We start from the raw sequence: 22829 nt of genomic DNA, 5'->3' as shown, positions 1-22829 counted from the left end.
CGCATCTATCCAGACCATCGGTCTGTTTAGGGGCCTGAAGCAGGGCGTTGCGGTTGCTGCAATGTGTCGCGCAACCTATTGGCGGTAGCCGGCCAGGAAGTTGCCGAAGCGCTCGATGGCGACCGCGAGGTCCCTGGCCCACGGCAGCGTCACGATCCGCACATGATCATGGTTGGGCCAGTTGAAGCCGGTCCCCTGCACCATCAGGATCTTCTCCTGCAGCAGCAGATCCAGGATCAACTTCGAATCGTCATGGATCTCATGCACATTCGGATCCAGCCTGGGGAACGCGTACAGCGCGCCCTTCGGCTTCACACACGAGACGCCGGGGATCATGTTGAGCCGTTCCCACGCGACATCGCGCTGTTCCAGCAGCCGACCGCCGGGCAGGATCAGATCGTCGATGCTCTGATGCCCGCCGAGCGCGACCTGAATCGCATGCTGCGCAGGCACATTCGGGCACAGCCTGGACGAGGCGAGCAGATCGATGCCCTCGAGGAACCCTCTCGCGGACTCCTTCGGACCGGTAATCGCAAGCCACCCAGAGCGATACCCCGCAACCCGGTACGCCTTGGACAGTCCGTTGAAGGTCAGGCACAGCAGGTCAGGGGCCACCGAAGCCAGCGAAATATGCTTCGCGTCGTCGTAGAGGATCTTGTCGTAGATCTCGTCGGCGAGCAGCAACAACTGGTGCTTGCGCGCGATATCCGCGAGCTGCTGGAGAATTTCCGCGGAATACACCGCACCCGTCGGATTATTCGGGTTGATCACCAAAAGCGCCTTGGTCTTCTCGGTGATCTTGGATTCGATATCCGCGATGTCGGGCTGCCAGCCGCTGGACTCGTCGCACAGGTAGTGCACCGGCGAGCCACCGGCCAGGCTGGTCATCGCGGTCCACAGCGGGTAGTCCGGCGCAGGGATCAGCACCTCGTCGCCGTTGTCGAGCAACGCCTGCATGGTGATGGTGATCAACTCGGAGACGCCGTTGCCGAGGTAGACGTCGTCCACATCCAGCTCGGGGAAGCCGGGCACCAGCTCGTAGCGGGTGACGATCGCGCGCCTGGCCGACAGGATGCCCTTGGACTCGGAGTAGCCCTGGGCATACGGGAGCGCCGCGATGATGTCGCGCATGATCACGTCGGGCGCCTCGAACCCGAACGGGGCGGGGTTGCCGATATTGAGCTTGAGGATCCGGTGACCCTCACCCTCCAGCCGTGCCGCCTGCGCGTGTACCGGTCCACGGATCTCGTAGACGACGTTCTGCAGTTTCGTGGACTGCTCCAGCACACGCGGCGGTCGATGACTTGGGCTCACCCGTCCCATGGTGCCACCCACGGCAAACAGATAATCGGCCTGCGTGTATCAATTGCCCGTTTTTTACTGGGGCGACTGCGGCAGGCCTGCCGTGGCGCCCCGCAGTGTGACGAGAACCTCAGGAAGCCGGGTTGCCAGGGGGTATCCCCTTCGCGGCGGTGACGCCGCAGAACTCTTCGATCCGCTCGTCGAGGAAGCGTGCCTCGACCGCATCCCGGAAGTCCGGGCCCGCGATGCGCCTGCGCACCCCGGTCAGCCGCTCCTCCAACTGGGCGATGCGCTTCTCCTCGGCGAGCCCGAGCACCGGGCGCAGCGCCTCGGCCGCCCCGTCCAGGCTGCCGTTGATCAGGTGTGCCGCAGCACAATCGATCCGCGCCAGCGATTCGGCGCCATAGGAACGCTGCTCGGAGGGGCCGCTCGCATACAGCTCGATCGCGCGCTGGGTAGCGGCCAGCGCGGGCTCGGCCTGACCGAGATGGATGTAGGTCGCGCCCGCGTAGTAATGCGCCTTGGCGGCGTTGAACCCGAACACGCCGCCGACCTCGTCGTGCAGTGTGTCGGTCTCGGGCACGTCGCGGGCGTCGTCGGCGGCGCGAATGCACCGATCGGCGTCGGATTGGCTGCCGAGCCGCGACCAGATGCGCGCCTCGATATTGAGCAGCCGAACCTTCGCGGTCGCCGACTCGGCGAACTCCTGACCGCTCTGGGCCAGCTGCACCGCCCGGCGCGGACGCTCCGACTTGTACTCGATGAGCGCGTGCATGCCACGGCTCCACGCCCGGAGCCCGTTGTGACCGCACAGTTCGGAGTAGGCCCACGCCGCTCTGATCTGTTCACCCGCCGCATCGAAGTAGCCGAGGTCGGTGCTCGCGTTGGCGAGCAGACCCGACAGCGTGCCCGCCAGCAGATACAGATGGCTGGTATCGGCGGGGCGCTGATGGCCTTCCAGCAGTCGGTACACCCGACGCCGAACCCGCAGCATCTCAACCATCATCGGCACCGGCGGGATGTGTACATAGTCATTCGCAATGCGCGTGACGTCGGCGTCGAGCTGTTCCAAAGTGGTCGCACCCACGTTCGTGCTCTCCGCCTGGCCGGCGTGTTCGCTGGCCTCATGGGCAGCCGCCATGATCAGATCCCTCTCCGAAATCGCTGCTAACGCTTCACCTCTCATCGCACCGGCATCTATGAGAGCCAAAAGGTCCGCGTCGCTCGAATATTGGGCGCGCGCCGAGCTATCGGCAGGCGCGTCGAATCCAGGCGCGGACGGTCGATCAGCCACCGGCTGGTCGATCATTGCCGCAAACCGTGCCCGCACAACGTCATCGGACCTGGCAAGGGAGGTATCGAGAGCAGCTTGATTGATCGGACGCGGATGGACTCGGACGCCACCGGCCTCCCACTTCGATACCAGACGTTCATGCACACCGAGATGGGCCGCAAACTGCCTGATGCTCATGCGCTTGGCATCGCGAAGGGCACGGGCCTCTTTACCTGACCATTGCCGGACCACGATGTCATCCCTTCCGAAAGCACTCCTTCCCCAGGGTACGAGTGGTTTGTTGGCACGGCTACATACGAAACAGAGCTGGTATCAGAGGCAGCGGAAGGGCAGCAGAAGGCGGGCGTGCGGGCAATACCGAATCACGGGTTGTACCGGGACCCTTGAGGGCGGGAGGCAAGGAGTTCGCCGTGAATGTGGAGAAACTCAGGACTGTTGACGATTGGGTGGCGTTCTACCGGCACGAGTTCGGACTACCCGTAACCGAACGTGGCGGATTCGTCATGTTGCCGATCACCGCTCGCGTCTGCGTCGTCCACTTGCCGACCGCTCGTGCCGAAAAGGTACGGGCCGCACTGGAACAGCAGGGGACCAGGGGGCCCATGCTGGCCAGGCAGATCCGGTGGAGCTTTCTCGCCGAACCGGACAGCAGGCCGGGAACGCAGGTGTTAGAGGTGCTCAACCGCCTCGACATCGGCATTCCGGCCATTGGCAGTGCCGTGATGTTGCCGACCGGACTCGGCAGGTGGACCCGGGAAGGGTGCTTCTGGGTATCCCCGCCGAGACGCGGCGACACGCTTCCTCCGCTATCCGTCATCATCACGACGGCGCTGGCGGTGGGAGCGGGCGGCGGGGACTGATCACGCGCCGCGATCGGTTCCCGTTGCCGCCCGGCGCCACACCGGGCCGAGTCCGCCCCTTTTCCTGGCAGTCGACGGGGCGGACTCGGGTCGGAGTCAGCGGTTTTCGCGAAGGCGGGCCGCACTGGCTCGCCTTCCGCCAGAGCGGCTTTCGCCGAGTCGGCGTTCGCTGGATCGGTGCACGTCAGAGCGGCTATCGCCGGGTCGGCTTCCGTTAGGCCGCGCACGGTGCTGCGGCCGCATCTACATTCGAGGAATGGGCAGCGACCGGCTGAGTGACCTACGCGGGACCTTTCAGGTGCGCACTCGCGAGCTGGTGCCCGCACCAGCAGCGGCGTTCGCCGGCCTCGACATCGTCCGCTGCTACGGCTTCGACGTCACCGAACCGAACCCGGTGCGGCGCAGGAAGATTCCCGGCGGCACCGTCAAGATCGTGTTCGCACTGGAAGGCACCTTCGAAGGACGCAGCCTGGATCCCACCCCGCTCGTCATCGGGCTGCACGACCGGGCAGGCACGGCCGGGCACTCCGGGCGGATGCGCAGCGTCCAGGTGCAACTCGATCCGCTGACCGCGCGACGGCTGCTCGGCGTCCCGATGGACGAGCTACGCAACGAAGCAACGGATCTCACCGAGATCCTCGGCAAGTCCGTGCGCTCGCTGACCGAGCGCCTCGCCGAAACCCCCACCTGGCCCGCCCGATTCGCCATGGTCGCCGCCTACCTCCGCGAACGTTCCGCGGCGGCGGACGACCGGGAAGACCGGGCGATCACCCACGCGATCCGGCAACTGCGCGCCTCGAACGGCCTCCTGCCGGTGGCCGCCCTCGCCGCGGAAAGCGGCTGGAGCCAGCGGCATTTCCGGCGCCGCTTCGCCGAGCAGATCGGCCTGCCGCCGAAGGACTACGGCTCGCTGCTGCGCTTCTCCGCGGCGCTCACCGCACTGGTGCGTGCGCCTGCCCGCGAGACGAGCCTGCTCGCAAGCGAGTTCGGCTACTACGACCAATCCCATCTGATCAGGGACTTTCAGCGTTTTGCCGGGGCGCCGCCCGGCAGGCTGCTCGGCGGAGCCGACAGCTGATGTCCTATTCGTCCAATACCGCGGCGGTGTGGGGGACATAGCGTTCGTCCCACCCTCGACCGCGAAGGATATCCGCGATGTTCGCTGCACCGATCACCGTGCGTATCGCCGCCACCGGCGTCGCCGTTCACGCGATCAATCACATTCTCGTCGTTGTGCTCTCACCGTTCAGCTGGCACGTCGGCACCGTCTTCCACCTCACCCACGCACCGCTCTACGCCGCCCTTGTGCTGCCACTATTGCGCGGTAAGAACTGGGCTCGAATACTGATCACCTTCTTGCTAGGCGGCCAGTTCCTCGGGCGGTTCGTCGTGTGGGTGATGTTCCCCAGTGCGGGCGCGCATCTGGCACTGATCGCAGGCTGGGCGTTATCGATCGTCGTGCTGACCCTGTTGTGGGCGCCCGCCGCGAGTCGTCGGCACTACCGAAAGACGCGCACGCCGTCGGTGGTAGAACCGGTCCAAGAACTGGCCGAGTGACGCTCGGACTACCGCGATTCCGCGGCGTCGACCACCGCGGGCGACAACGGGAAGTTGAGGTAGGACTTCGACGGCGTCGGCCCGCGCTGACCCTGATACTTCGAGCCTGCGGTGGCGCTGCCGTACGGGTGCTCGGCCGGACTGGTCAGCCGGAGCAGGCACAGCTGGCCGATCTTCATGCCAGGCCACAGGGTGATCGGCAGGTTGGCCACATTCGAGAGTTCCAGCGTGATGTGGCCGCTGAAGCCGGGATCGATGAACCCCGCGGTCGAATGCGTCAGCAGGCCGAGCCTGCCGAGACTCGACTTGCCCTCCAGCCGACCCGCCAGATCGTCGGGCAGCGTGCACACCTCGAGCGTGGAGCCGAGCACGAACTCGCCGGGGTGCAGCACGAACGGCTCGCCATCGGCAGGCTCGACGAGGCTGGTCAGCTCGTCCTGGCGTTGCGCGGGATCGATGTGGGTGTAGCGGGAGTTGTCGAACACCCGGAACATCCCGTCCAGTCGCACGTCGATACTCGACGGCTGGATCAGGTTTTCCAGCAGCGGCTCGACGCCGAGACGCCCAGCGGCGATCTCCGCACGGATGTCGCGATCGGAAAGCAGCACGGCAAGCAGCGTAGCGCCTGCTCGCCGGTACTCCTCAGCCGCACGGCGGTCGAGCGGTCATCGCTGCGGCGTCACCCGCTCGGCGGTACCGACAAGGTCAGTGTCGAGGCGCGGCGACACGGTTAGAGCACTATCCTCGCACTCGTTCGGGCAGGGACGCCCGCGACGAAGGGATGACGCATGACCGACGCTCCGCTGTTCGATCTGACCGGCCACGTGGCCATCATCACCGGAGGCAATTCCGGCATCGGTCTCGGCTTCGCCCGCGGGCTCGCGCGGGCAGGCGCCGACGTGTGCATCGTCGGGCGCAACAAGGAACGCAATGCCGATGCCGCCGACATCCTGCGCGCCTACGGCGGCCGGGTGCTGGCGCTTGCCTGCGATGTCGGCGAGGAAAAGCAGGTGATCGACACCATCGCGCTGGCCGCCGACGAGCTCGGCCGCATCGATTCGTGTTTCGTCAATGCCGGTGTGGCACAGGGCATGACGCCGTTCATCGACACCGATCTTGCCGAGTTCCGGCGCGTCACCTCGATCAATCTCGACGCCGCCTTCGTCACCCTGCGCGAGGCCGCCAAGGTCATGGTCGCCCAGGGCGAGGGCGGCAGCCTGGTCGGCACCGCGAGCCTGGCGGCCACGCAGGGTGTGCCGCGCGGCCAGTCCTACGCGGCGAGCAAGGCCGGGCTGATCGCCATGATGAACTCCATCGCCGTCGAACTCGGCAAAGAGGGCATACGCGCCAATTCGGTGCTGCCCGGCTGGATCGAAACCCCCATGACCGACGGCGTTTTCGCGTGGGACCGCTTCCAGGAACGAGTCAAGCCGCGCATCCCGGCCAGACGCTGGGGCAGGCCGACCGATTTCGAGGCGGTCGCGGTGTATCTGGCCAGCCCGGCCAGCGCGTATCACACCGGCGACACCCTGCTCATCGACGGCGCCTACAGCAAGTTCTGACCAGCTCCCGCCAGACCTGGGGGTTTGTTCTCAGGATCGGATGGGAAGGTGGGTGGGTGACCTCGAATCCCCCATCGGTTCGGATCCCAGCGCCCGTCGTCCTGGCGGGCGTGCTCGCCGTTTTCGTCCTCGGGCTCACCAGCAACGTGCTCGACCGGGACGGCCTCACCGTGATCGACCCCCGCATCTCGGACTGGGTCGTCGCGCATCGCAACGGGGTGCTGACGCCGATCGCCATCGCCATCACGCACATCGGCAGCACCGTCACGATGACCGTGCTCGCGGTGCTGGCCATTGCGGTGTTCGCCTGGCTCGGGCAGCGCAAGGCGGCCGCGCTTGTCGTCATCACCGGGCTCGGCTCCTGGCTGCTCGTCGACGGCGGCAAGCACCTGATCGATCGGCCGCGGCCGCCTGCGATCAACCACGTCATCGTCAAGACCAACCCGGCGTATCCGTCCGGGCACAGTCTCGGGTCGATCGTCGTGGTCGGAATTCTTGCGCTGCTGCTGATTCCACGGCTGCGCCGCCCCGTCGTGCGCCGTATCGCCGCCGTCGGCGCCGCGATGTTCGTTGTCGCGGTGGGGCTTTCCCGCATCTACCTCGGGGTGCACTGGCCAACCGATGTGCTCGGCGGGTGGGCGATCGGCGCGCTGTGGGTGCTGCTCTGTTACGGCACCTACCGCTATCTGGACCAACGCCAGGATCCGGTCGGCGCCGTGCCAGAGTCGCGGCCCCGCTCGTTGTCGCGCGATCCCGCGCCCTGACCACGGATTGCCGGACCGCTCAGCGCATCTCAGCCGACCGGCACCCAGGTGGTGCGGCCGTCGGCGTCGCGGTGCACGCGACCGAACGGAACGTCGGCGAAGTGGATGCCGAAGGCCAGATCACCGGAGGTGGCCAGGCGATCGATCAGGATGCGGCGGCGGCGAACACCTTCCTCGGGATCGAAATCCGCGGCGCAGAACCACTCCGGGTTGGCGATCTGTGCGGGAGTATGCATGGCGTCGCCGATCATCACCAGGCGACGGCCGAAGGACTTGATCGCGAATGCCGTGTGACCCGCCGTGTGACCGGGCACCGCTTGCGCGCGAACGCCGGGAAAGATCTCCTCCCCGTTGAGGATCCGCTGCACCCTCGGCGCGATCACGGCCAGTGTGTCCGGGGTAGTGATACTCCCCTTCGCCCAGTCCGGCAACGAGTCGATCAGCTCCGGGGTGAGCGAATGCCACCAGTCCCATTCGGTGTCGGCCACCAGATAGCGCGCCGCACCGAACGGCGCAGTGCCACCCGGTCCTTCGCGCAGCGTCCACCCGAAATGGTCGAGATGCAGGTGACTGATGGCGACGGCTTCGATCCGATCGGCGACCCCGAGACGAGCCAGGTTGCGCAGCAACGCACCACCGTGCACCGCGCCCGTCATCGGATTATGCGGGTCATCCGGGGCGACCACCGGCCCGATGCCCGCATCGATCAACAGGGCGCGGCGACCGCGCTGCACCAGCAGCCCACCGATCCCGGCAACGAGGTGCCCGTTCTCATCGAGGTGGTCCGCGTAGGTAATCCAGTCCTGCTCAGTGGCATTCGGTAACCAGCCACTCGGCTTGAGCGCCACTGCCCCGTCGGGCACGTAGCTCAGCTTCATCCTCCCCAACCGAATCGTGCGCAGCCGCGGTGGGCGCCGCAGCCTGTCGTTTCCATCAACGGGGGCAACGCGGGTTGTGATCATCAGACGCTCCTCGTTCGGAAATCTGACAGTAGCGCGCGAATCCCGTTAGCGTCAGCCGTCTTTCACCGGTCTCCGCTACTCGATCTGTGTGATATCGCACGACCGAACGCGCTGCTCGAACTCAGGCAAGATCGTCGCGACCGCTGCCGAACAAATGCGTGCACAGAAGGCGTCGAATCGCTGAACATGCGCTGGCGGATCCCCGCGCACCGCGACGCACAACACCTGACGAACGGTCGTACCAACTGTCTGAGCTGGCGTCAGCAACCGGTTCAGCGCATCTCAGCCGGGTGGCGCGTCGCGCAGACGCCAGCACGGGTACGCCCGTCCCGCGTCAACCAGGTTCGCGGCTTCGGGAGTCTTGCACCGCACGTAGGGTTTTCGGCCACCGTAGTTCACGATCAGATGCGCCGTCGCCGACTGCTCGTCCACGAACGTCTGATGACACTGCGGACAATGGCAAACCAAATGTGCGCCGAGCGGCCACTCACTGGCACAGCCCCGGCACTTCACCATCTCCGCCGACATCGTCCTCACAGCTTTTTCTCCCCGCAACCGTTCATCGCACGCCCATCGAATCATGTTGCGCGGGCGTCGGTCTTTACGACGGCCCTACGGTATGCGAAGAAAGAGCATCCCACGTAAAACTGCCCCCCTCGATGTCCACATCGACCGACAGAAAGTGCAGAGCATCGACGGTCAGCGTCGCGGGCGTATCGATCGTCGAGAGTGCCTGCGCCAGCGAGGCGGAGTCACGTTCGGCGATGCCGTAGCCGAGCGACACATGCGGCATCGGCGGCGGAGCCGGCAGCGCGCGCTCGGCACCGAACACCCGCACAGCCGCGTCACGGGTCGCGGTATACAGCCGTTTCCATTGCGCGTCTTCAGGTGCGGCGACCCCGACGCCGTATTCATGCAGCCACGGGCCCTGCATCGGGATCCCGAACGCGGTCGTGTCCGCCGCGACAGCCGCAAGCGCCGCACCGAACCGTTCGAGCGCATCCTCGCCGACTTCGCTGCGCCACCACGGAATTCGCGTCACCGTCGCATGCTGCCAGCGCGGTATCACCGCAGCACACCCATCGAACGCCCCCACCGCATCCACCACAGACTGCACCGCCGCACAGAACCCAGGATCCGGCAGAACATACACATGCAGCGACCCACGCAGCTGCGGCCAGTCGAGATGAGGCGAGTCGAAGAAATTCCGCACGGGCACCGATCCTATGGTGCACACCCACACCCCCGCCGGACGAGCGCCCTCCGCGCGGAGTCAGGTGAATATCCACGGTGCGCAAGACAACAGCATGGCAGGCTCCATGCGCCGCACGAGCGAGACGGGAACCGACATGCTCAAACCCCCGCAAGGGGCGCGCAGCCGAAGCCCCTCGGCAACGCGATCGGCAACGCATGCTCGCTGGCACCACTGAATGTAATTCCATTGACGCGGCGAAACGCCGAATAATTGTTCTCACGGAGGCCCTGCATCCGATCTAGAGGATCAAATTCCTTCATGACGTCATGTCATATCGCCGGATCAGAATGATACCGTCCGCCATCGTCTCCACACACACCATAAGCACACGCGTAATAGACGCCCGGTCTAGAGGGCTTGATATTCATGCGAACATCACACATCGTCCCAAATCGCGCATATACTTCACAATCGATGGGTCATTATATTCACCGAGGAGGGCTCGACCTCCGACTACGCACAGAAGTGCGATAGAAGCGATCGCAAGCGAAGTTCGCTGAAGTTCGCCCGAATAGATTGCCACTGATTATAAACTGGGGAAGATGTGTCACAGTACGGTCCCAATTACCAGACAGCAAAGGATAGTTTCCGATCCGCCGTGACCAGCTACCTTGCGCGGGACAAAGTTGGTTCTATGTTTACGGAGGAAGTCCACAAGGAGACCATCAAGCACATGGCACGCCTCCTAATCGATGAAGGCGGAAACCCTCTCACTGTTATCCGCGACCTACACAAACTTACCGATTATCCATACTCGTCTGCCGCACTAATCAGGGCAGAAAAATACGTGGCAGAAGAAGAACCAGCGGTGTACGCCCGGCCACTGGACAGCGGCTCATCAGGCATGAGCAGTGGCTTCATATTCGTTGCCACGGCACTGGCCGTGGCCGTGATCGCATTCTTTCTCAACCGACTCGGCGGCTCGTCGGACATCACTATGCCCACAACACCGCGGCCGACCGCCATCCCACACACAGTTCCACAAAGCCAAGTTGAGAGCGTGCTCCGCACAATGCGCCCCGGAGCATGCTGGGACGGCATCATGGCATGGGATGGCAATAGGTATTCATACGTGACCCTCCCCAGAGAAGTGCCGTGTTCTGCTGCAAATGCAACGACTACACTCGTACGGATCAGAGACACATCCGAGCAGTGCGATAATCAGAGCGATTCTCAAGGAACAACAGGTTGGCTGCCGGTCGGCGCCTCGAAGTATTGCCTATCAGCCATCCCTCAAATAGGCGGTTGTGTTGCCGCCAATCTGGCTGACGATAAGATACTTGCTTTCATCGTGGACTGCACAAGCCCAAATTCACCGAGATTTCACGAGATGCTGAAGATTGTCAGTGCTATTTCTCAGCCTGAGATGGCCTGTCCGAAGGGAAGCACACACGGTGGCTCGCCGAGTTGGCGACAGTGGTTCTGCGCTGAATACATCTGAACTAGCGTGCACCAGCTGACCACCGAACTCTTTGCCGTGCAATGCAAATGGCACAACACAAGGCGAAGACGACACGCCCGCCTACAAGACGCGCTCGCGACTTGAAGGCGACGACTACCGTCTGGCGACGCCTCTCGGCTGCGGCGGCGCTACCAAGAGATGTTGGAGCCTGATCCGGCGTCGGCGAGGTGCAATGCCCCCGATCGGCTGGGAAATTCGAGGCGAACGAGACCGTTCGAGCCTCCCGCGAACGACCCGAACCGACTGATCCCGGAAGGGCTTCCGCACTGTTCGCGACTGACATCCCGCACGGAATGATGAAGGTCAGAGGGAGCTACCTGGAGTTTTCCCGGGTCGGAGCAGGGTCTGCTAAAGTCTCGGAGGTATCTCTGATACGGCTGCCGATGTAGTTCAATGGTAGAACTTCTGCTTCCCAAGCAGACAGCGCGGGTTCGATTCCCGTCATCGGCTCCACGACGAAGACCCTGACCGTAGTTGCTGGTCAGGGTCTTTTTTGTGTTCGCGGCAGTACTGGGGTGTTAGGGCGGGTGGCTCGGCGGGGGGATGTGGTGGGGTGGGGTGGGGATCGACTATTCGGGCATGGTTATTCGGCGTGGTTTGGCTGCGGTGCTGGCCGTTGGGCTGTGTTCGGGAGTGCTCGGGGCCTGTTCGTCTGAGGCGCGGTCCGCGCCGGGGGTGAGTTGGCAGCCGTGCGTGGAGAATGCGGCGTTCGACTGTGGGACGGTCCGTGTACCGGTGGATTGGGCCGATCCGACGGGAGCGAAGATCGAGGTCGCCGTGGTGCGGGATCGGGCCGACGATCAGGCGGGCAAGGTCGGGACTTTGGTTTCGTTGCCAGGCGGGCCTGGCGGTTCGGGTGTGGATGAAATCGTCAAAGGGGGAAAGTTTTCGGCGGAGCTGCGGAAGCGGTTCGATATCGTCAGTCTTGATCCGCGTGGGGTGAAGCGGAGTCATCCGGTGCAGTGCGATGCGGGTCTGGTGGGGTACCGGCCGAATCTGGTGCCGGATTTGGGTGGGCGGATCGATGAAGTTCGTTCTTATGCACGGGATCTCGCGGCGAGCTGCCGCCAGTACACCGGGCCGTTGATGGACCATCTCGATGCGGTGAGCGTGGCCCGGGATGTGGACGCGGTGCGGGCGGCGTTGGGAGTCGACCAGATCAGTGTGTACAGCAGGTCTTACGGGACGATGCCTGCGCAGGCGTATGCGGAGTTGTTCCCGAAGAGTCTGCGGGCGGTGGTGCTCGACAGCGTGGACGATCACAGTCTGGATGGCCGCGCATTCATGGCCACTGAGGCGCGCGCGGCCGCGGATACCTTCGGCGAGTTCGTATCCTGGTGTGCACGTGACGAACAGTGCGTGCTGCATGGCGCGGATGTCCGACGGATCTTCGACGATACGTATGCCAAAGCCGCGCGCGGTGAACTCCGCAGTGTCGCTGATACCAGCAAGCCGCTGGGACCGTTCGACCTGAGCGCTACGGTCATCCAACGGTTGTACAAGCCCGAATGGTCCAGGCTGGCAACGGAACTGCGCGGGCTGGCCGACCAACCCGCAGGCAGCCAACTGCCGCAGGCCACGCCGCGACTGCAGGGCACACCGGCGCCGATGCCGGAAATCATCGCCTGCTCCGACTGGCGTTTCGACATCGCCGACCAAGACCAGTGGACGAGCCTGTGGCGCGAACAGAACGCGGGCGCGGGCACACTGCGTGCACACTTCGCCTGGGGCGCAGGCTCGCTGTGCTCCGGTTGGCCGATCGCCGCACCGAACCCGCCGCACCTGCCACAGATCACCGATGGCCCGCCCGTGCTGATCCTCGGCTCACTGCATGATCCGGCCACTCCGCACGAATGGGCACGCGGGGTCGAGAAGAACACGCCTCGTGCCACCCTCCTCACCTACGAGGGCCACGGCCACGGCATCTACGACCGCTCGCCATGCACTACCAAGGCGGCCGATGACTACCTCATCGACCTGACCATCCCTGGAACACGCTGTCCTGCAGCATGACTCAGGGGAAGCCCGATCCGTATGCCGGATCGGGCTTTCCGGCGTTCAAGAGCCGACTCGCCGCAACGGGGTGAGCCGCCAGAGCGAGGTGGTTTCGGCGGCGCGGGCGGCGTGCAGTGGGTCGGTGGTGTCCTTGGTGCGCGGGTGGTGCGGGGTGGTGTCGGTTTTGTCGATGATGCGCAGGCGTGCGGCGGTGATCATGGTTAGTAGGTCGTCGCGGGTGCGCAGCCCCAGATGTTCAGCCAGGTCGGACAGGATCAACCACCCCTCGCCGCCCGGGTTCAGGTGGGCGGCCAGACCGCCGAGGAAACCGTGCAGCATGGCACTGTCCAGGTCGTAGACGCCGTGCTCGAGCGCGGAGGTCGGTCGCGCGGGCAGCCACGGCGGATTACAGACGACAAGGTCGGCGCGGCCCTCGGGATAGAGGGCGGGGCCGACGATCTCGACGGTTCGGCCGAGGTCGAGCCGGTCGATGTTGTCGCGGGCGCAGGCCAGGGCGCGCGGGCTGTCGTCGGTGGCCACGATGCGCTCGACGCCGCGGCGGGCAAGCACGGCCGCCAGCACGCCGGTGCCGGTGCCGAGGTCGAAGGCGACGCCGCCGGGCATCGGCAGCGGAGCGCGGGCGACGAGATCGATGTACTCGCCCCGAACCGGGGAGAACACGCCGTAGTGCGGGTGAATGGTGGCGTCGAGCGCCGGTATCGCGACGCCTTTTTCCCGCCACTGTGCCGCGCCGAGCACACCGAGCAGTTCGGTGAGCGCGATGAGCATGGGCTCGTGCCCTGGTCCGTAGACGTCGTCGCACGCCTTGCGCACGTCCGGTGCGCGGCGCAACGCGAGCCCGTGGTCGTCCTCGAGCTGCACGAGCAGCTTGCCGAGCACGCGGGCCCGATGATTGCGGGCCCGGCGCTGCAGCCGGAAGGTTTCGGCCGCAGTGTCGGCGGGCCCCGTAGCTTTCCGGTCGACGCGACGGCTCATCGCCTGCAGCAGCTGACGGCCGTTGTGATAGTCGCCGCGCCACAGCAGCGCGGTGCCTTCACAGGCCAGGCGGTACGCGTTTTCGGCGGTCATCCGGTCGTCGGCCACCATGATCCGGGTCGGCACCGGTGTCGCGCTCTCCGAATGCCATGGCGCGGATCGGACGGTGTCGGCTTCGGTCCAGCTCATTGTGGACATGAGGTACTCCTCGTGGTCGGGCATGCGGGGACACGGAGTGCACCGCGACGAGGAGGTGTGAAGGGTGGGTGTTACAGCGCCCGCGTCGAAGTGCGCGAGGAAACGTCACCGAGAACCATGCCCAACGTCATGACCGACCCTTCCGAATAGCTTCCCCATAGTGTCCCATATGCGTCGACCAGCGCCGATGGCGCCCCAGGTCGGGCGCCCACCGGTCAGTGCCGCGCCCAACACCGTTGGGCCACAACAGCATCGCTACCCGGCGAGATCCCTGCGTTCCCGCACGTCGGCGTGGAGTCGACGGAATCTGCTGCCGTGGAACACCAGCGGATCGACATCGGTGCGCGTGGCGATGCGATGGATGCGCAGAATGACCACCGCGTGATCGCCCGCGGGAACATGCACCTCAGGCACGCCTTCGATCCAGGCGGACGCGCCGTCGATGAACAGCGCGTCGCCGGTGCCGCGGTGCACTTCGGTGCCGCGGAATCGGTCACCGTTGCGGGCGCCGAGCGTGCGGGCGGCGTCCTGCTGATCGGTGCCGAGCAGGCTGAGCCCGAGGTGGCTCGCGCCGCGGAGCTTGGGCCAGGTCGAGGACGAGTTCTGCACACAGAACGACACCAGTGGCGGGTCGAGCGAGACGGGCACGAAGGTGCTTACCGCGAGACCGTGTTGGGTGCCGTCGATTTCGGCGCATACCGCGACGACGCCGCTCGGAAAGTTGGCGAAGGCACGGCGCAGGCCGCCGCCATCGGCCGGAAATTCGAAGAGCTCATGCATGATTCCCCGCCTGTACGCTGCTCGCGAGTGCCCCGGCCACGGGACGCCAGCGTCCAGTGTAGCGGTCGATCACACCGTCCTCCTGAAATGACCTGTCCGACAGGTAAAGACCGGGTAGCGCCGCGGTGGCGCCCAGCTCGACGAGCACCGGCTTGAGCAACAGATCCGGTGCCAATGCGTGCACCGGGCCCGCGCCGAGCATCACCGGGACGCCGAGGACGCCGGCCAGCCCGGTGCCTCCGTCGAACTGTTCCAGGAAAAGTTTCAACAGTCCGGTGTAGGTGGCTTTGAAGGTCGGACTGGCGAAAACGACCAGCTCCGAAGCGGATACGGTGCGCACCGCCGCGGTCACCGCCGGGTCACCCCAGCCGAGCAGGCCTGCGCCGAACTCGACCAGGTCGATCACCGTCGGCTCCACGTCGGGACGCAGACCCCGCGCGACCAGCGTGGCCGCCGTCAAGGTGCGCGAAGCGGGCTTCGGATTGCCGACTACCACGGTCACTGTCACTGTTTTCGTATCCTTTTCACTAACCTGCGGTTCGACCGGCGGGCCGGTCAGATCACGCCGTGCAACGGCGGCGCGGTGCCGTGCAACTGCGCACGACCGATGTGCTGGTACTTCCACCGAATCGGGTCGTGCAGCGTATGGGTGCGGGCATTGCGCCAGAAGTGATGCAGGTTGAGATCCGCTGCGGCACTGCGGGTGCCGCTCACTTCGAACAATGCGCTGGACACCTCGTTCGCCGCCTGATCGGCGAGCACCTTGGCCGCAGCGACCGCGAGCGACGCCTTGGCGGCCAGCTCCTCGGTCCGCTGGTGCGGCGCCCCAGCGTCGGTAGCCGCGTCCACAGCGGCGCCTGCCGCGCCGAGCGTCGCTTCGGCGGCCGTGACCGCGACCGCCAGCTCACCGAATCGTTGGATCAGCAACGGATCATCGATCGCCTCGGTGACGCCGGCTTCGAACCACGGCCTGCTCGTCGTGCGCACGAACTCCGTTGCGGCCGTGAGCGCCCCGCGCGCGATGCCCGCATCGATCGCGACATGCAGCAGTTGCGCGAACGCACCGTAGGCGGTGGGCGCGCGCACCGCCGCGGCGCGCGGGATCAACTGGTCACGCTCGACAAGCACCTCCTCGAAGGAGACGGTGCCGCTGCCGGTGGTGCGCTGACCGATGCCGTTCCAGTCGTCGATGATCCGCACACCGGGCGCGGTCGCGGGGAGATAGGCGATGTACTCCCCTGCCGCCAGTCCACTGTGCTGCTCGGGGTCATCGAGCACGGTGAGCACCGCGAGCAGATTCGCGAACAACGAACCCGTGCAATAGAACTTGCGCCCGTCGATGCGGAACCGGTCGCCCACCGGTCGCACCGTGGTGGCGATCTCGGCGACGGTCGCGCCGCTCCGCTCGGACTGGGCGTTGGCGATCTGTCCACCGTCGAGCACGCCGGCGAAGTACCGCTCCCGCTGTGCCGCCGAACCGGCCAGCCGCACCAGGTTCACGTACACGAAGTGGCTGTGCGGAATCTGCGCGATGTTCGGATCGGCGGTCGCGAGAATGCGCACCACCTCGGCCACCGCGCTCGGCGGCAGGTCGGCGCCGCCGTACTCGGCGGGCACCGTGATCGCGAGCAGCCCACTCGCCGCAAGCCGTTCGATCTCCTCGCGCGGCAGTATCCGACCGCGGTCCCGCGCGGCAGCTCCCGACGCGAAGTCGGCCGCAAGGTGTGCCGCAACCGAAAACGCTTGCGCGGCCGAGGTGATCCGGTCAGCCGCGGCGGGACGCGCCGCAGCCTCCGAGAGTGTCATCAGCTCGCCGCCGCGACCGGCCGTCGCGCGGCCTCCAACTCCCGAACCAGCGGAAGCACTTTCGCGCCGAAGTACTCGATCTCCTCCTGAAAGTGCAGGAAGCCGCCGAGGATCAGATCGACGCCGAGCTCCTTGTAGGCGACGATGCGCTCTGCCACCTGTTCCGGCGTACCGATCAGCTGGGTGCGGAAGCCGTCGTTGTACTGCACGAGATCCTCGAAGGTGGAATCCGCCCACATGCCCTTGCGGTCCTTGGTGGACGCACCCGCCTGCTGCACGGCGTCCCGGAATCCTTCCACCGCAGGCTTGTTCGCCTTCTCGACAATCTCGCGCAGCGTGTCCCGCGCTTCCTTCTCGGTGTCGCGGGCGATGATGAAGCCGTTCAGGCCGAACTTCACCTCGCGCTCGTGCTGGCGAGCGACCGCACGCAGATCGTCGAGCTGCTCGGTGACACCGTCGAAGTCCTTGCCGTTGGAGAAGTACCAGTCGGCGTGGCGGCCACCGTTGCGGCGGGCCGCCGTCGAGTTACCACCCTGGAACAGTTCGGGATTCGGGCGTTCGGCGGTGTTGAGCGGCTTCGGCTTGAGCGTGAAGTCGCGGATCCGGTAGAAGTCGCCGCCGTAGTTCACGTTGTCCTCGGTCCAGATCTTGCGGATCACCTCGAGGAATTCGGCACTGCGCCGGTACCTTTCGTCGTGCTCGAGCCACGGCTCGCCGAGCGCGGTGAACTCACCGGCGAACCAGCCGGAGACGACGTTGATGGCGAACCGGCCGTTGGACAGGTGATCGGCGGTCGCGCCGAATTTCGCGAGCACCGCCGGATGCCACAGGCCGGGGTGGATGGCCGCGATCACCTTCAGCCGCTCGGTCGCGCCGAGCAGCGCGAGGCTGAACGAGGTGGACTCGTGCTGGAATTCGGCGCCGTAGGAGGCGGTGTAGCGCACCTGCGAGAGGGCGTAGTCGAAGCCGTTGCGCTCCGCGGTCTGCGCCAGCTTCTTGTTGTACTCGAAGTCCCAGCCCGTGCGCTGTTCGATATCGCTGGTGACCAGCCCCCCGCTGACATTGGGCACCCAGTAGGCGAATCGGATCTGGTCGGCAATCTGCTCCGTGGTCATAGCTGCTCCATGCTTTCGGGGGTAGCCGGTGGCTTTCGGGGTAGCCGAGGGGTGGCAGTCGATCTCCTCCCACTCCAGCACCGCGCTCCGGCCGGCACGAGGGTTTGAATCTGTGCGATCGGATCGCCGTGCTGGAGTGGTCGGGGTTTCAGGCGGTGGCGAGGGTGTCGGCGAAGGTGGACCTGGCGAACTTGCCCGCAGGCGCGAAGCGTCCGAGCAGAGCCGCCGCGTCCTCGCCGGTAATGCGGGTAATGAACGCATTGGCCGCTTCGAGCGAATCGACCTCGAGGAACGGCTGCGGGTGGTGCAGCAGACCGACCAGGGCGGCAGCGAACCTCGGATCGACGCTCGCGGCCGCGAACAGCTGCCCGCCGATCTCGGCCAGTTCCGGATCGCCGAGGAACAGCCTGGTCACCTTGTTCGCGGCATCACCGCGCACGGCGAGGAACTCCGCGTACCGCGCGTTGAACCAGCTGTCGTCGAACGGACCCTCGTGCACGGCGGCGGCCGCGACCAGCCGCTGCGCCTGGATGAGCCCGCTCTGTGCGCCCTGGCCCGCGATCGGGTCGTAGGCGATCGCGGTGTCGCCGAGCGAGGCGACCACGTGCCCGCCGGTGGTGTGGCCGACGGCGGACCGAACCACCGGCCGCACCGCGCCTTTCAGCCAGGAATGCGGGTCATCGGCGATCACCTGGGTGGCGAGCACCTCCGGCAGGTCCCAATCGATGAAGTCGCGGTACAGGTCCTGCACGATCCGGTGCGCGGACTCGGCGGAATCCGCTGCGGCGAAACGGGTTTCCCACTCACTGCCTGGACGGGCCCAGCCGAGGAAAGCCCAGCTCGGCCCGGCGTCCTTGTGCAGGTAAGGGCCCCACCATGCCTCGCCCTGCTCGGCAAAGATGGAGAAGCCGCTGTGCGCGCCGCCCGCCGGGCTGCGATGCGCGAAAACATCCTTGTCGTAACCGATTCCGGTCACGGTGACAGTGAGCAGCGAGCGCTGCGGCGCGTCGTAGGGGGTGCGCGCGGTGTCGATCGCGAACAGGTCGGACAGTCCGCCCTTGCCCGTGGCGACCAGGGTGAGATCGTTGGCCGCCGCGATGGTGTCGAGGACTTCCGGGGTCACCGGCTCCACCACGAAGCGGCCGCCACGCTCCTGGAAGGCGGTCAGTCGCTCGTCGGCCTTCAGGCGGGTGTCGACGGCGACGCCGACGTATCCGTCGAAATGGCCGTCGAACTGGATCAATTCGGCACGGTCCGGTCCGGCGATGCGGACGCTGAGCCCGGTGTGCCTCGGCGCCCTGCCGGTGTAGGTGTCGAGGCCGAGCGCCGACTCGGACTGCTGGGTCACACCGAATTCGAGCGCGGTGCCGGTGGCAGGCACGTCATCGCGCAGGCTGCGTTGATCGCGGTCGCTGTAGAGGGTCACCTCGAATCCTGCGTCGAGCAGACCTAGAGCCGCAGTGACGCCGGTTTGGCCTGCGCCGATTACCGCGGCCGAACGGGTGGAACGGGGAACGGAATTCTGCGTTGTCATGCTGGGATCCTGCAACTGTGCCGCGGCCCTCGTGAGTGTTGCGATCAGCGAGAATCAATGGAAGAACCGGCGTTTCCCCTGGCGTACCATTCGGCGCATGTCGTTCACCGTTGCCGATCTGACCGGAGACCGGACCGAGCAGTACCAGCAGCTCGCCGCGCAGGCCGAAGCGCTGGTGGCAGGCGAGCGCGACCGAGTCGCCAACGCCGCCAACCTCGCGTCGCTGGTTTTCCACGCGCTGCCCGACCTGAATTGGGTCGGGTTCTATTTCTATGACGGACACGAACTCGTGGTCGGCCCATTCCAAGGCAAACCGGCGTGCGTCCGTATCGCCCTCGGAAAGGGCGTCTGTGGGACCGCGGCGCAGGCCAGGGAAACCCAAGTGGTGCCCGACGTGCAGGCATTTCCCGGCCATATCGCGTGCGACGGTGACACTCGCTCGGAAGTGGTTGTTCCGTTGGTGCACAACGGCGAACTCATCGGCGTCTTCGATCTCGACAGTCCGAAGCCGGACCGGTTCGATGCCATCGACCAGCACGGTCTGGAATCCGTCGCGCGGGCCTTCCTCGCAGCACTCTGAGGTTGCGGCGAACACCGCTGGGGTGTTCGCCGCATCTCAGGCGTGCGGCGTCTGGACAACCGCTCCCGGACGCGAAACCTCGTCGGGTAGCACCGTGGATCCGGCTGCGCCGATGCGGTATCGAGCACCGCGGTGCTCGTCCGGCAGTCGGTCCCCGGCGCCGAACAGGGCGTTGCGCAGCGTGCCTGGCACGTACTCGGTGGCGTACGCCCCGCGGGCGGCCAGGACCGGAACGACATGGCGGACAACGTCTTCGAACGAACCAGGCGTGACCGCGTATGCCAGGTTGAAGCCGTCGAGGTCGGTGTCATCGACCCATTCCTGGAGCAGATCCGCCACGGTCGCACCGGATCCGACGAACACCGGCCCCATGCCGCCGATGCCTGCCCACTGCCCGATGTCGCGCACCGTCCACTCGCGGCCGCCGTCGTCGTCGAACTCCTGGAAGGCGGCGACGGCGGACTGAATCGCGTTGCTCTCCACCTGCCCGATCGGATCGTCCAGGTCATAGGTCGACAGGTCGATGCCCATCCAGCCGGACATGAAGACCAGGCCGCCCTCGACACTGGCGTAGGACAGGTACTCCTCGTGTTTGTGCCGCGCCGCCTCGTCGGTGGCGTCGGTGATGATGGTCGCCAGCGCGTAGATCCTGGCCGAATACCGGTCCCGGCCCGCCGCGACCAGCGCGTCTCGAATCCGGGAAACCGTCTGGGCGAGTAATCGTTTCGACGGTGCCGCGATGAAGATGGCCTCGGCGTTCTCGGCGGCGAAACGCACGCCGCGCGTCGAGGCGCCCGCCTGATAGATCACCGGCGTTCGCTGCGGTGACGGCTCGGAAAGGTGGATGCCAGGCACCGTGAAATGCTTGCCGCGGTGGCCGATGTGGTGCACCTTCGCCGGATCCACGTAGATGCCCTGCGCCGCATCGCGAACCACGGCGTCGTCCTCCCACGACCCTTCCCACAGCTTGTAGAGCACCTCGAGATACTCGTCGGCCTGGTTGTAGCGCTCGTCGTGGTCCAGCTGGTCGGCCGCACCGAAATTCCGTGCCGCCGAGGGCAAGTAGCCGGTCACCACGTTCCAGCCGATGCGCCCGTTGGTCAGGTGGTCGAGCGTGGACAGGCGGCGCGCGAACGGGAAGGGGTGCTCGAAACCGGTGCCGGTGGTGATGCCGAAGCCGAGATGTTCGGTCACCGCCGCCATGGCCGAAACGAGCAGCAGCGGATCGGCCACCGGGATCTGCGCGCCCTGGCGCAGCGCGGCGATATCGGTGCCGCCGTAGACGTCGTAGGTGCCGAGCACATCGGCGATGAAGATGCCGTCGAAATGCCCATGCTCCAACAGTTTTGCCAGATCGGTCCAGTAGCTCAGCTCCTTGTACCGATGCGACTGGTCGTCCGGATGCCGCCACAGTCCCGGCGACTGGTGGGCGACGCAGTTCATGTCGAAGGCGTTGAAGCGAATACGGCGGGTCATGCGGTGGCTCCGTCCGTTGGTTTGTGTTCGCCTGCGCTCCAGGCGAACGGCAGGTCGGCGCCGTTGAGCAGGTGATCGCCGATCGCCCTTGCCTTTTGGATGGCCGGGTTGTGCACCGAGATGGTGCGGGCGTTGCGCCAGTGCCGGTCCAACCGCTGCCGCTCCGAGACGACCGACGCGCCGCCGACCTCGAAAAGCAGCGAGGTGGCAGGCAGCACCAGATCGATCACGGCGAGCTGGGCCTGCGCGGCGGCGAGTTCGGCTGCCACCAGCAACTTTTCGTCCTTTGCCGCGCCTGCGAGCACCTCGTCGAGCACGTCGGCGACCGCGAGCACGCTCGCCTCGGCGGCGAACGCCGCGGCCGACAGGCGACCGATCACCTGCTGCACCAACGGATCCTGGCGCGGCAGCGCCGCGGCCGAATGCGAGTAGCTGCGGGTGCGGCCTGCCACCCATTCCCTGGCATCCTGCTCAGCCCGCCGCGCGATGCCTGCGAGTACCGCGAGCTGGACAAGCTGCAGATAGGACGTGCCGTAGGTCGGGCCAGGCGCGCCGTAGCCGGGGCCGAGGATGCGCTCGTCGGCCACCACCACATCGGTGAATTCCGTAGTGCCACTTGCGGTCAGGCGCTGTCCGAAACCGTCCCAGTCGTCGTGCTGACGCACGCCGTCGGCCTTCGCGTCCACCAGCACGCCGACCCGCTCACCGTCGCGATCCGCCGCGGCCAGAATGTGGTCCGCGTACAGCGATCCGGTGCTGTAGTACTTCACCCCGTTGAGCAGCCAACGATCCCCGTCCCTGGTCAACCTGGTTCGATAGCGATCAACCGCGCCGACCCCCGGCTCGGTGATCGCATTGCCGACCAGCGTGCCGTCGGCCACCGCGCGCAACCACTGCTCGCGGCTCGGGCCCGGCTCGGCGAGCAGCTGATCCTCGACGAACGAGAAATGCACCCGCAGGGCCTGCGGCAGATTCGACTCGGCCGCCGCCAGCCCGATCAGCAGCCGGAACAACTGCCGCACGCTGACCCCGTACCCGCCGAACTCCACCGGCACCCGCAGGGCGCCGAACTTCGCCTCGCGCAGCCACCCCACCTCCTCGAACGGCAGCCGTCGATCGATCTCCCGCTCCACCGCCCCCTGCGCGATGCGCTCGAAGATCGGTCCGAAGACCGCATCCAGGTCGGAATCTGTGACGGCTTTGGCCTCGATGGATGTCATCGCCCCACGATCGCGCACCCCGCGAATCAGCTCACGGGTTGCGCGCAGTGCGATCGAAATAGTGGTCGGCGGGTCTCGCTACGGACGCCGAAGGATTCGACCGCCGGGTGC

The 22829-nt window shown here is 66.1% G+C and carries 22 protein-coding genes and 1 tRNA gene; 9 read left to right on the top strand and 14 right to left on the bottom strand.

The window, feature by feature from the left end; genetic code table 11:
- Window positions 1–75 precede the first annotated feature (75 nt).
- Both NA11_RS17965 and NA11_RS17960 read right to left on the bottom strand, forming a co-directional pair.
- The gene (locus NA11_RS17965) at window positions 76–1323 is read right to left on the bottom strand and encodes a pyridoxal phosphate-dependent aminotransferase (RefSeq protein ID WP_069163084.1); all 1248 of its coding nucleotides are present in this window, start codon (window positions 1321–1323) and stop codon (window positions 76–78) included.
- Window positions 1324–1432: 109 nt separating this feature from the next.
- Window positions 1433–2827 (bottom strand): helix-turn-helix domain-containing protein, encoded by a 1395-nt coding sequence (locus tag NA11_RS17960; protein WP_069163062.1) that lies wholly within the window; start codon window positions 2825–2827, stop codon window positions 1433–1435.
- A gap of 179 nt (window positions 2828–3006) precedes the next feature.
- Here NA11_RS17960 and NA11_RS17955 point away from each other — a divergent pair, with 179 nt between their 5' ends.
- From NA11_RS17955 to NA11_RS17945, 3 genes are all read left to right on the top strand, one after another.
- On the top strand, window positions 3007–3456 hold the full coding sequence (locus NA11_RS17955) for a hypothetical protein (protein ID WP_069163083.1): 450 nt from the start codon (window positions 3007–3009) through the stop codon (window positions 3454–3456).
- Between the two features lie 256 nt (window positions 3457–3712).
- Window positions 3713–4534 carry a helix-turn-helix domain-containing protein gene (locus tag NA11_RS17950; protein WP_069163061.1) on the top strand — a complete coding sequence of 274 codons (822 nt, stop codon included), beginning with the start codon at window positions 3713–3715 and terminating at the stop codon, window positions 4532–4534.
- Between the two features lie 77 nt (window positions 4535–4611).
- Window positions 4612–5013, top strand: a complete 402-nt coding sequence (locus NA11_RS17945; RefSeq protein WP_069163060.1) for a hypothetical protein — start codon at window positions 4612–4614, stop codon at window positions 5011–5013.
- Between the two features lie 8 nt (window positions 5014–5021).
- On the opposite strand, the gene dcd is transcribed toward NA11_RS17945, so the two are convergent.
- Window positions 5022–5621, bottom strand: coding sequence for a dCTP deaminase (gene dcd, locus NA11_RS17940; RefSeq protein WP_069163059.1), 600 nt, complete (start codon window positions 5619–5621; stop codon window positions 5022–5024).
- 180 nt (window positions 5622–5801) lie between these two features.
- Here dcd and NA11_RS17935 point away from each other — a divergent pair, with 180 nt between their 5' ends.
- Together NA11_RS17935 and NA11_RS17930 are read left to right on the top strand one after the other, a co-directional pair.
- A complete protein-coding gene (locus tag NA11_RS17935; protein WP_069163058.1) occupies window positions 5802–6575 on the top strand; it encodes an SDR family NAD(P)-dependent oxidoreductase in 774 nt (257 codons plus the stop codon).
- Window positions 6576–6631: 56 nt separating this feature from the next.
- A complete protein-coding gene (locus NA11_RS17930) occupies window positions 6632–7339 on the top strand; it encodes a phosphatase PAP2 family protein (RefSeq protein WP_141717674.1) in 708 nt (235 codons plus the stop codon).
- Window positions 7340–7368: 29 nt separating this feature from the next.
- On the opposite strand, the gene NA11_RS17925 is transcribed toward NA11_RS17930, so the two are convergent.
- From NA11_RS17925 to NA11_RS17920, 3 genes are all read right to left on the bottom strand, one after another.
- On the bottom strand, window positions 7369–8301 hold the full coding sequence (locus tag NA11_RS17925) for an MBL fold metallo-hydrolase (RefSeq protein ID WP_245745928.1): 933 nt from the start codon (window positions 8299–8301) through the stop codon (window positions 7369–7371).
- Window positions 8302–8583: 282 nt separating this feature from the next.
- Entirely contained in the window at window positions 8584–8817 is a 234-nt protein-coding gene (locus tag NA11_RS47345) for an FDXHR family putative zinc-binding protein (protein ID WP_439957080.1), read from the bottom strand.
- 85 nt (window positions 8818–8902) lie between these two features.
- On the bottom strand, window positions 8903–9514 hold the full coding sequence (locus NA11_RS17920) for a 2'-5' RNA ligase family protein (RefSeq protein ID WP_069163056.1): 612 nt from the start codon (window positions 9512–9514) through the stop codon (window positions 8903–8905).
- A 676-nt stretch (window positions 9515–10190) separates the two neighbouring features.
- On the opposite strand from NA11_RS17920, the gene NA11_RS44845 reads away from it, so the two are divergent.
- The 3 genes from NA11_RS44845 to NA11_RS17910 all read left to right on the top strand — a co-directional run bounded on the left by NA11_RS44845 (window position 10191) and on the right by NA11_RS17910 (window position 13031).
- Window positions 10191–10997, top strand: a complete 807-nt coding sequence (locus NA11_RS44845; protein ID WP_141717673.1) for a hypothetical protein — start codon at window positions 10191–10193, stop codon at window positions 10995–10997.
- Window positions 10998–11397: 400 nt separating this feature from the next.
- Window positions 11398–11471: transfer RNA gene (locus NA11_RS17915), tRNA-Gly, on the top strand.
- A gap of 126 nt (window positions 11472–11597) precedes the next feature.
- Window positions 11598–13031, top strand: coding sequence for an alpha/beta hydrolase (locus NA11_RS17910; protein WP_069163055.1), 1434 nt, complete (start codon window positions 11598–11600; stop codon window positions 13029–13031).
- A gap of 45 nt (window positions 13032–13076) precedes the next feature.
- Here the strand turns inward: NA11_RS17910 and NA11_RS17905 are convergent, their stop codons facing one another.
- The 6 genes from NA11_RS17905 to NA11_RS17880 form a co-directional block, all read right to left on the bottom strand.
- Entirely contained in the window at window positions 13077–14207 is a 1131-nt protein-coding gene (locus NA11_RS17905) for a methyltransferase (RefSeq protein WP_069163081.1), read from the bottom strand.
- Between the two features lie 255 nt (window positions 14208–14462).
- On the bottom strand, window positions 14463–14987 hold the full coding sequence (locus NA11_RS17900) for a flavin reductase family protein (RefSeq protein ID WP_069163054.1): 525 nt from the start codon (window positions 14985–14987) through the stop codon (window positions 14463–14465).
- Window positions 14980–15495, bottom strand: coding sequence for an NADPH-dependent FMN reductase (locus tag NA11_RS17895; protein WP_069163053.1), 516 nt, complete (start codon window positions 15493–15495; stop codon window positions 14980–14982). Before NA11_RS17895 ends, NA11_RS17900 begins: the two co-directional genes overlap by 8 nt.
- Before the next feature lie 47 nt (window positions 15496–15542).
- Window positions 15543–16793, bottom strand: coding sequence for an SfnB family sulfur acquisition oxidoreductase (locus NA11_RS17890; RefSeq protein ID WP_069163052.1), 1251 nt, complete (start codon window positions 16791–16793; stop codon window positions 15543–15545).
- On the bottom strand, window positions 16793–17908 hold the full coding sequence (gene sfnG / locus NA11_RS17885) for a dimethylsulfone monooxygenase SfnG (RefSeq protein WP_069163051.1): 1116 nt from the start codon (window positions 17906–17908) through the stop codon (window positions 16793–16795). The genes NA11_RS17890 and sfnG overlap by 1 nt, the downstream gene beginning before the upstream one ends.
- Before the next feature lie 148 nt (window positions 17909–18056).
- Window positions 18057–19442, bottom strand: a complete 1386-nt coding sequence (locus tag NA11_RS17880; RefSeq protein WP_069163050.1) for a styrene monooxygenase/indole monooxygenase family protein — start codon at window positions 19440–19442, stop codon at window positions 18057–18059.
- Between the two features lie 97 nt (window positions 19443–19539).
- Here NA11_RS17880 and msrC point away from each other — a divergent pair, with 97 nt between their 5' ends.
- On the top strand, window positions 19540–20022 hold the full coding sequence (gene msrC, locus NA11_RS17875; protein WP_069163080.1) for a free L-methionine (R)-S-oxide reductase MsrC: 483 nt from the start codon (window positions 19540–19542) through the stop codon (window positions 20020–20022).
- Window positions 20023–20058: 36 nt separating this feature from the next.
- Here msrC and NA11_RS17870 read toward each other — a convergent pair whose 3' ends face one another.
- Window positions 20059–21498, bottom strand: coding sequence for an LLM class flavin-dependent oxidoreductase (locus NA11_RS17870; RefSeq protein ID WP_069163049.1), 1440 nt, complete (start codon window positions 21496–21498; stop codon window positions 20059–20061).
- A complete protein-coding gene (locus NA11_RS17865; protein WP_069163079.1) occupies window positions 21495–22718 on the bottom strand; it encodes an acyl-CoA dehydrogenase family protein in 1224 nt (407 codons plus the stop codon). Before NA11_RS17865 ends, NA11_RS17870 begins: the two co-directional genes overlap by 4 nt.
- Window positions 22719–22829 lie beyond the last annotated feature (111 nt).

This window comes from Nocardia altamirensis NBRC 108246, assembly GCF_001612685.1.
GTDB lineage: Bacteria > Actinomycetota > Actinomycetes > Mycobacteriales > Mycobacteriaceae > Nocardia > Nocardia altamirensis.
This window is presented reverse-complemented; position numbering and strand designations above follow the sequence as displayed.

Excerpts from the sequence above, each read along its gene's own strand:
- NA11_RS47345 (WP_439957080.1), bottom strand. The coding sequence starts at position 8,817 with ATGGTGAAGTGCCGGGGCTGTGCCAGTGAGTGGCCGCTCGGCGCACAT.
- NA11_RS44845 (WP_141717673.1), top strand. The coding sequence starts at position 10,191 with ATGTTTACGGAGGAAGTCCACAAGGAGACCATCAAGCACATGGCACGC.
- NA11_RS17935 (WP_069163058.1), top strand. The coding sequence starts at position 5,802 with ATGACCGACGCTCCGCTGTTCGATCTGACCGGCCACGTGGCCATCATC.
- NA11_RS17910 (WP_069163055.1), top strand. The coding sequence starts at position 11,598 with ATGGTTATTCGGCGTGGTTTGGCTGCGGTGCTGGCCGTTGGGCTGTGT.
- NA11_RS17925 (WP_245745928.1), bottom strand. The coding sequence starts at position 8,301 with ATGATCACAACCCGCGTTGCCCCCGTTGATGGAAACGACAGGCTGCGG.
- msrC (WP_069163080.1), top strand. The coding sequence starts at position 19,540 with ATGTCGTTCACCGTTGCCGATCTGACCGGAGACCGGACCGAGCAGTAC.
- NA11_RS17965 (WP_069163084.1), bottom strand. The coding sequence starts at position 1,323 with ATGGGACGGGTGAGCCCAAGTCATCGACCGCCGCGTGTGCTGGAGCAG.
- NA11_RS17870 (WP_069163049.1), bottom strand. The coding sequence starts at position 21,498 with ATGACCCGCCGTATTCGCTTCAACGCCTTCGACATGAACTGCGTCGCC.
- NA11_RS17865 (WP_069163079.1), bottom strand. The coding sequence starts at position 22,718 with ATGACATCCATCGAGGCCAAAGCCGTCACAGATTCCGACCTGGATGCG.
- NA11_RS17945 (WP_069163060.1), top strand. The coding sequence starts at position 4,612 with ATGTTCGCTGCACCGATCACCGTGCGTATCGCCGCCACCGGCGTCGCC.
- NA11_RS17900 (WP_069163054.1), bottom strand. The coding sequence starts at position 14,987 with ATGCATGAGCTCTTCGAATTTCCGGCCGATGGCGGCGGCCTGCGCCGT.
- sfnG (WP_069163051.1), bottom strand. The coding sequence starts at position 17,908 with ATGACCACGGAGCAGATTGCCGACCAGATCCGATTCGCCTACTGGGTG.
- NA11_RS17905 (WP_069163081.1), bottom strand. The coding sequence starts at position 14,207 with ATGTCCACAATGAGCTGGACCGAAGCCGACACCGTCCGATCCGCGCCA.
- NA11_RS17890 (WP_069163052.1), bottom strand. The coding sequence starts at position 16,793 with ATGACACTCTCGGAGGCTGCGGCGCGTCCCGCCGCGGCTGACCGGATC.
- NA11_RS17880 (WP_069163050.1), bottom strand. The coding sequence starts at position 19,442 with ATGACAACGCAGAATTCCGTTCCCCGTTCCACCCGTTCGGCCGCGGTA.
- NA11_RS17950 (WP_069163061.1), top strand. The coding sequence starts at position 3,713 with ATGGGCAGCGACCGGCTGAGTGACCTACGCGGGACCTTTCAGGTGCGC.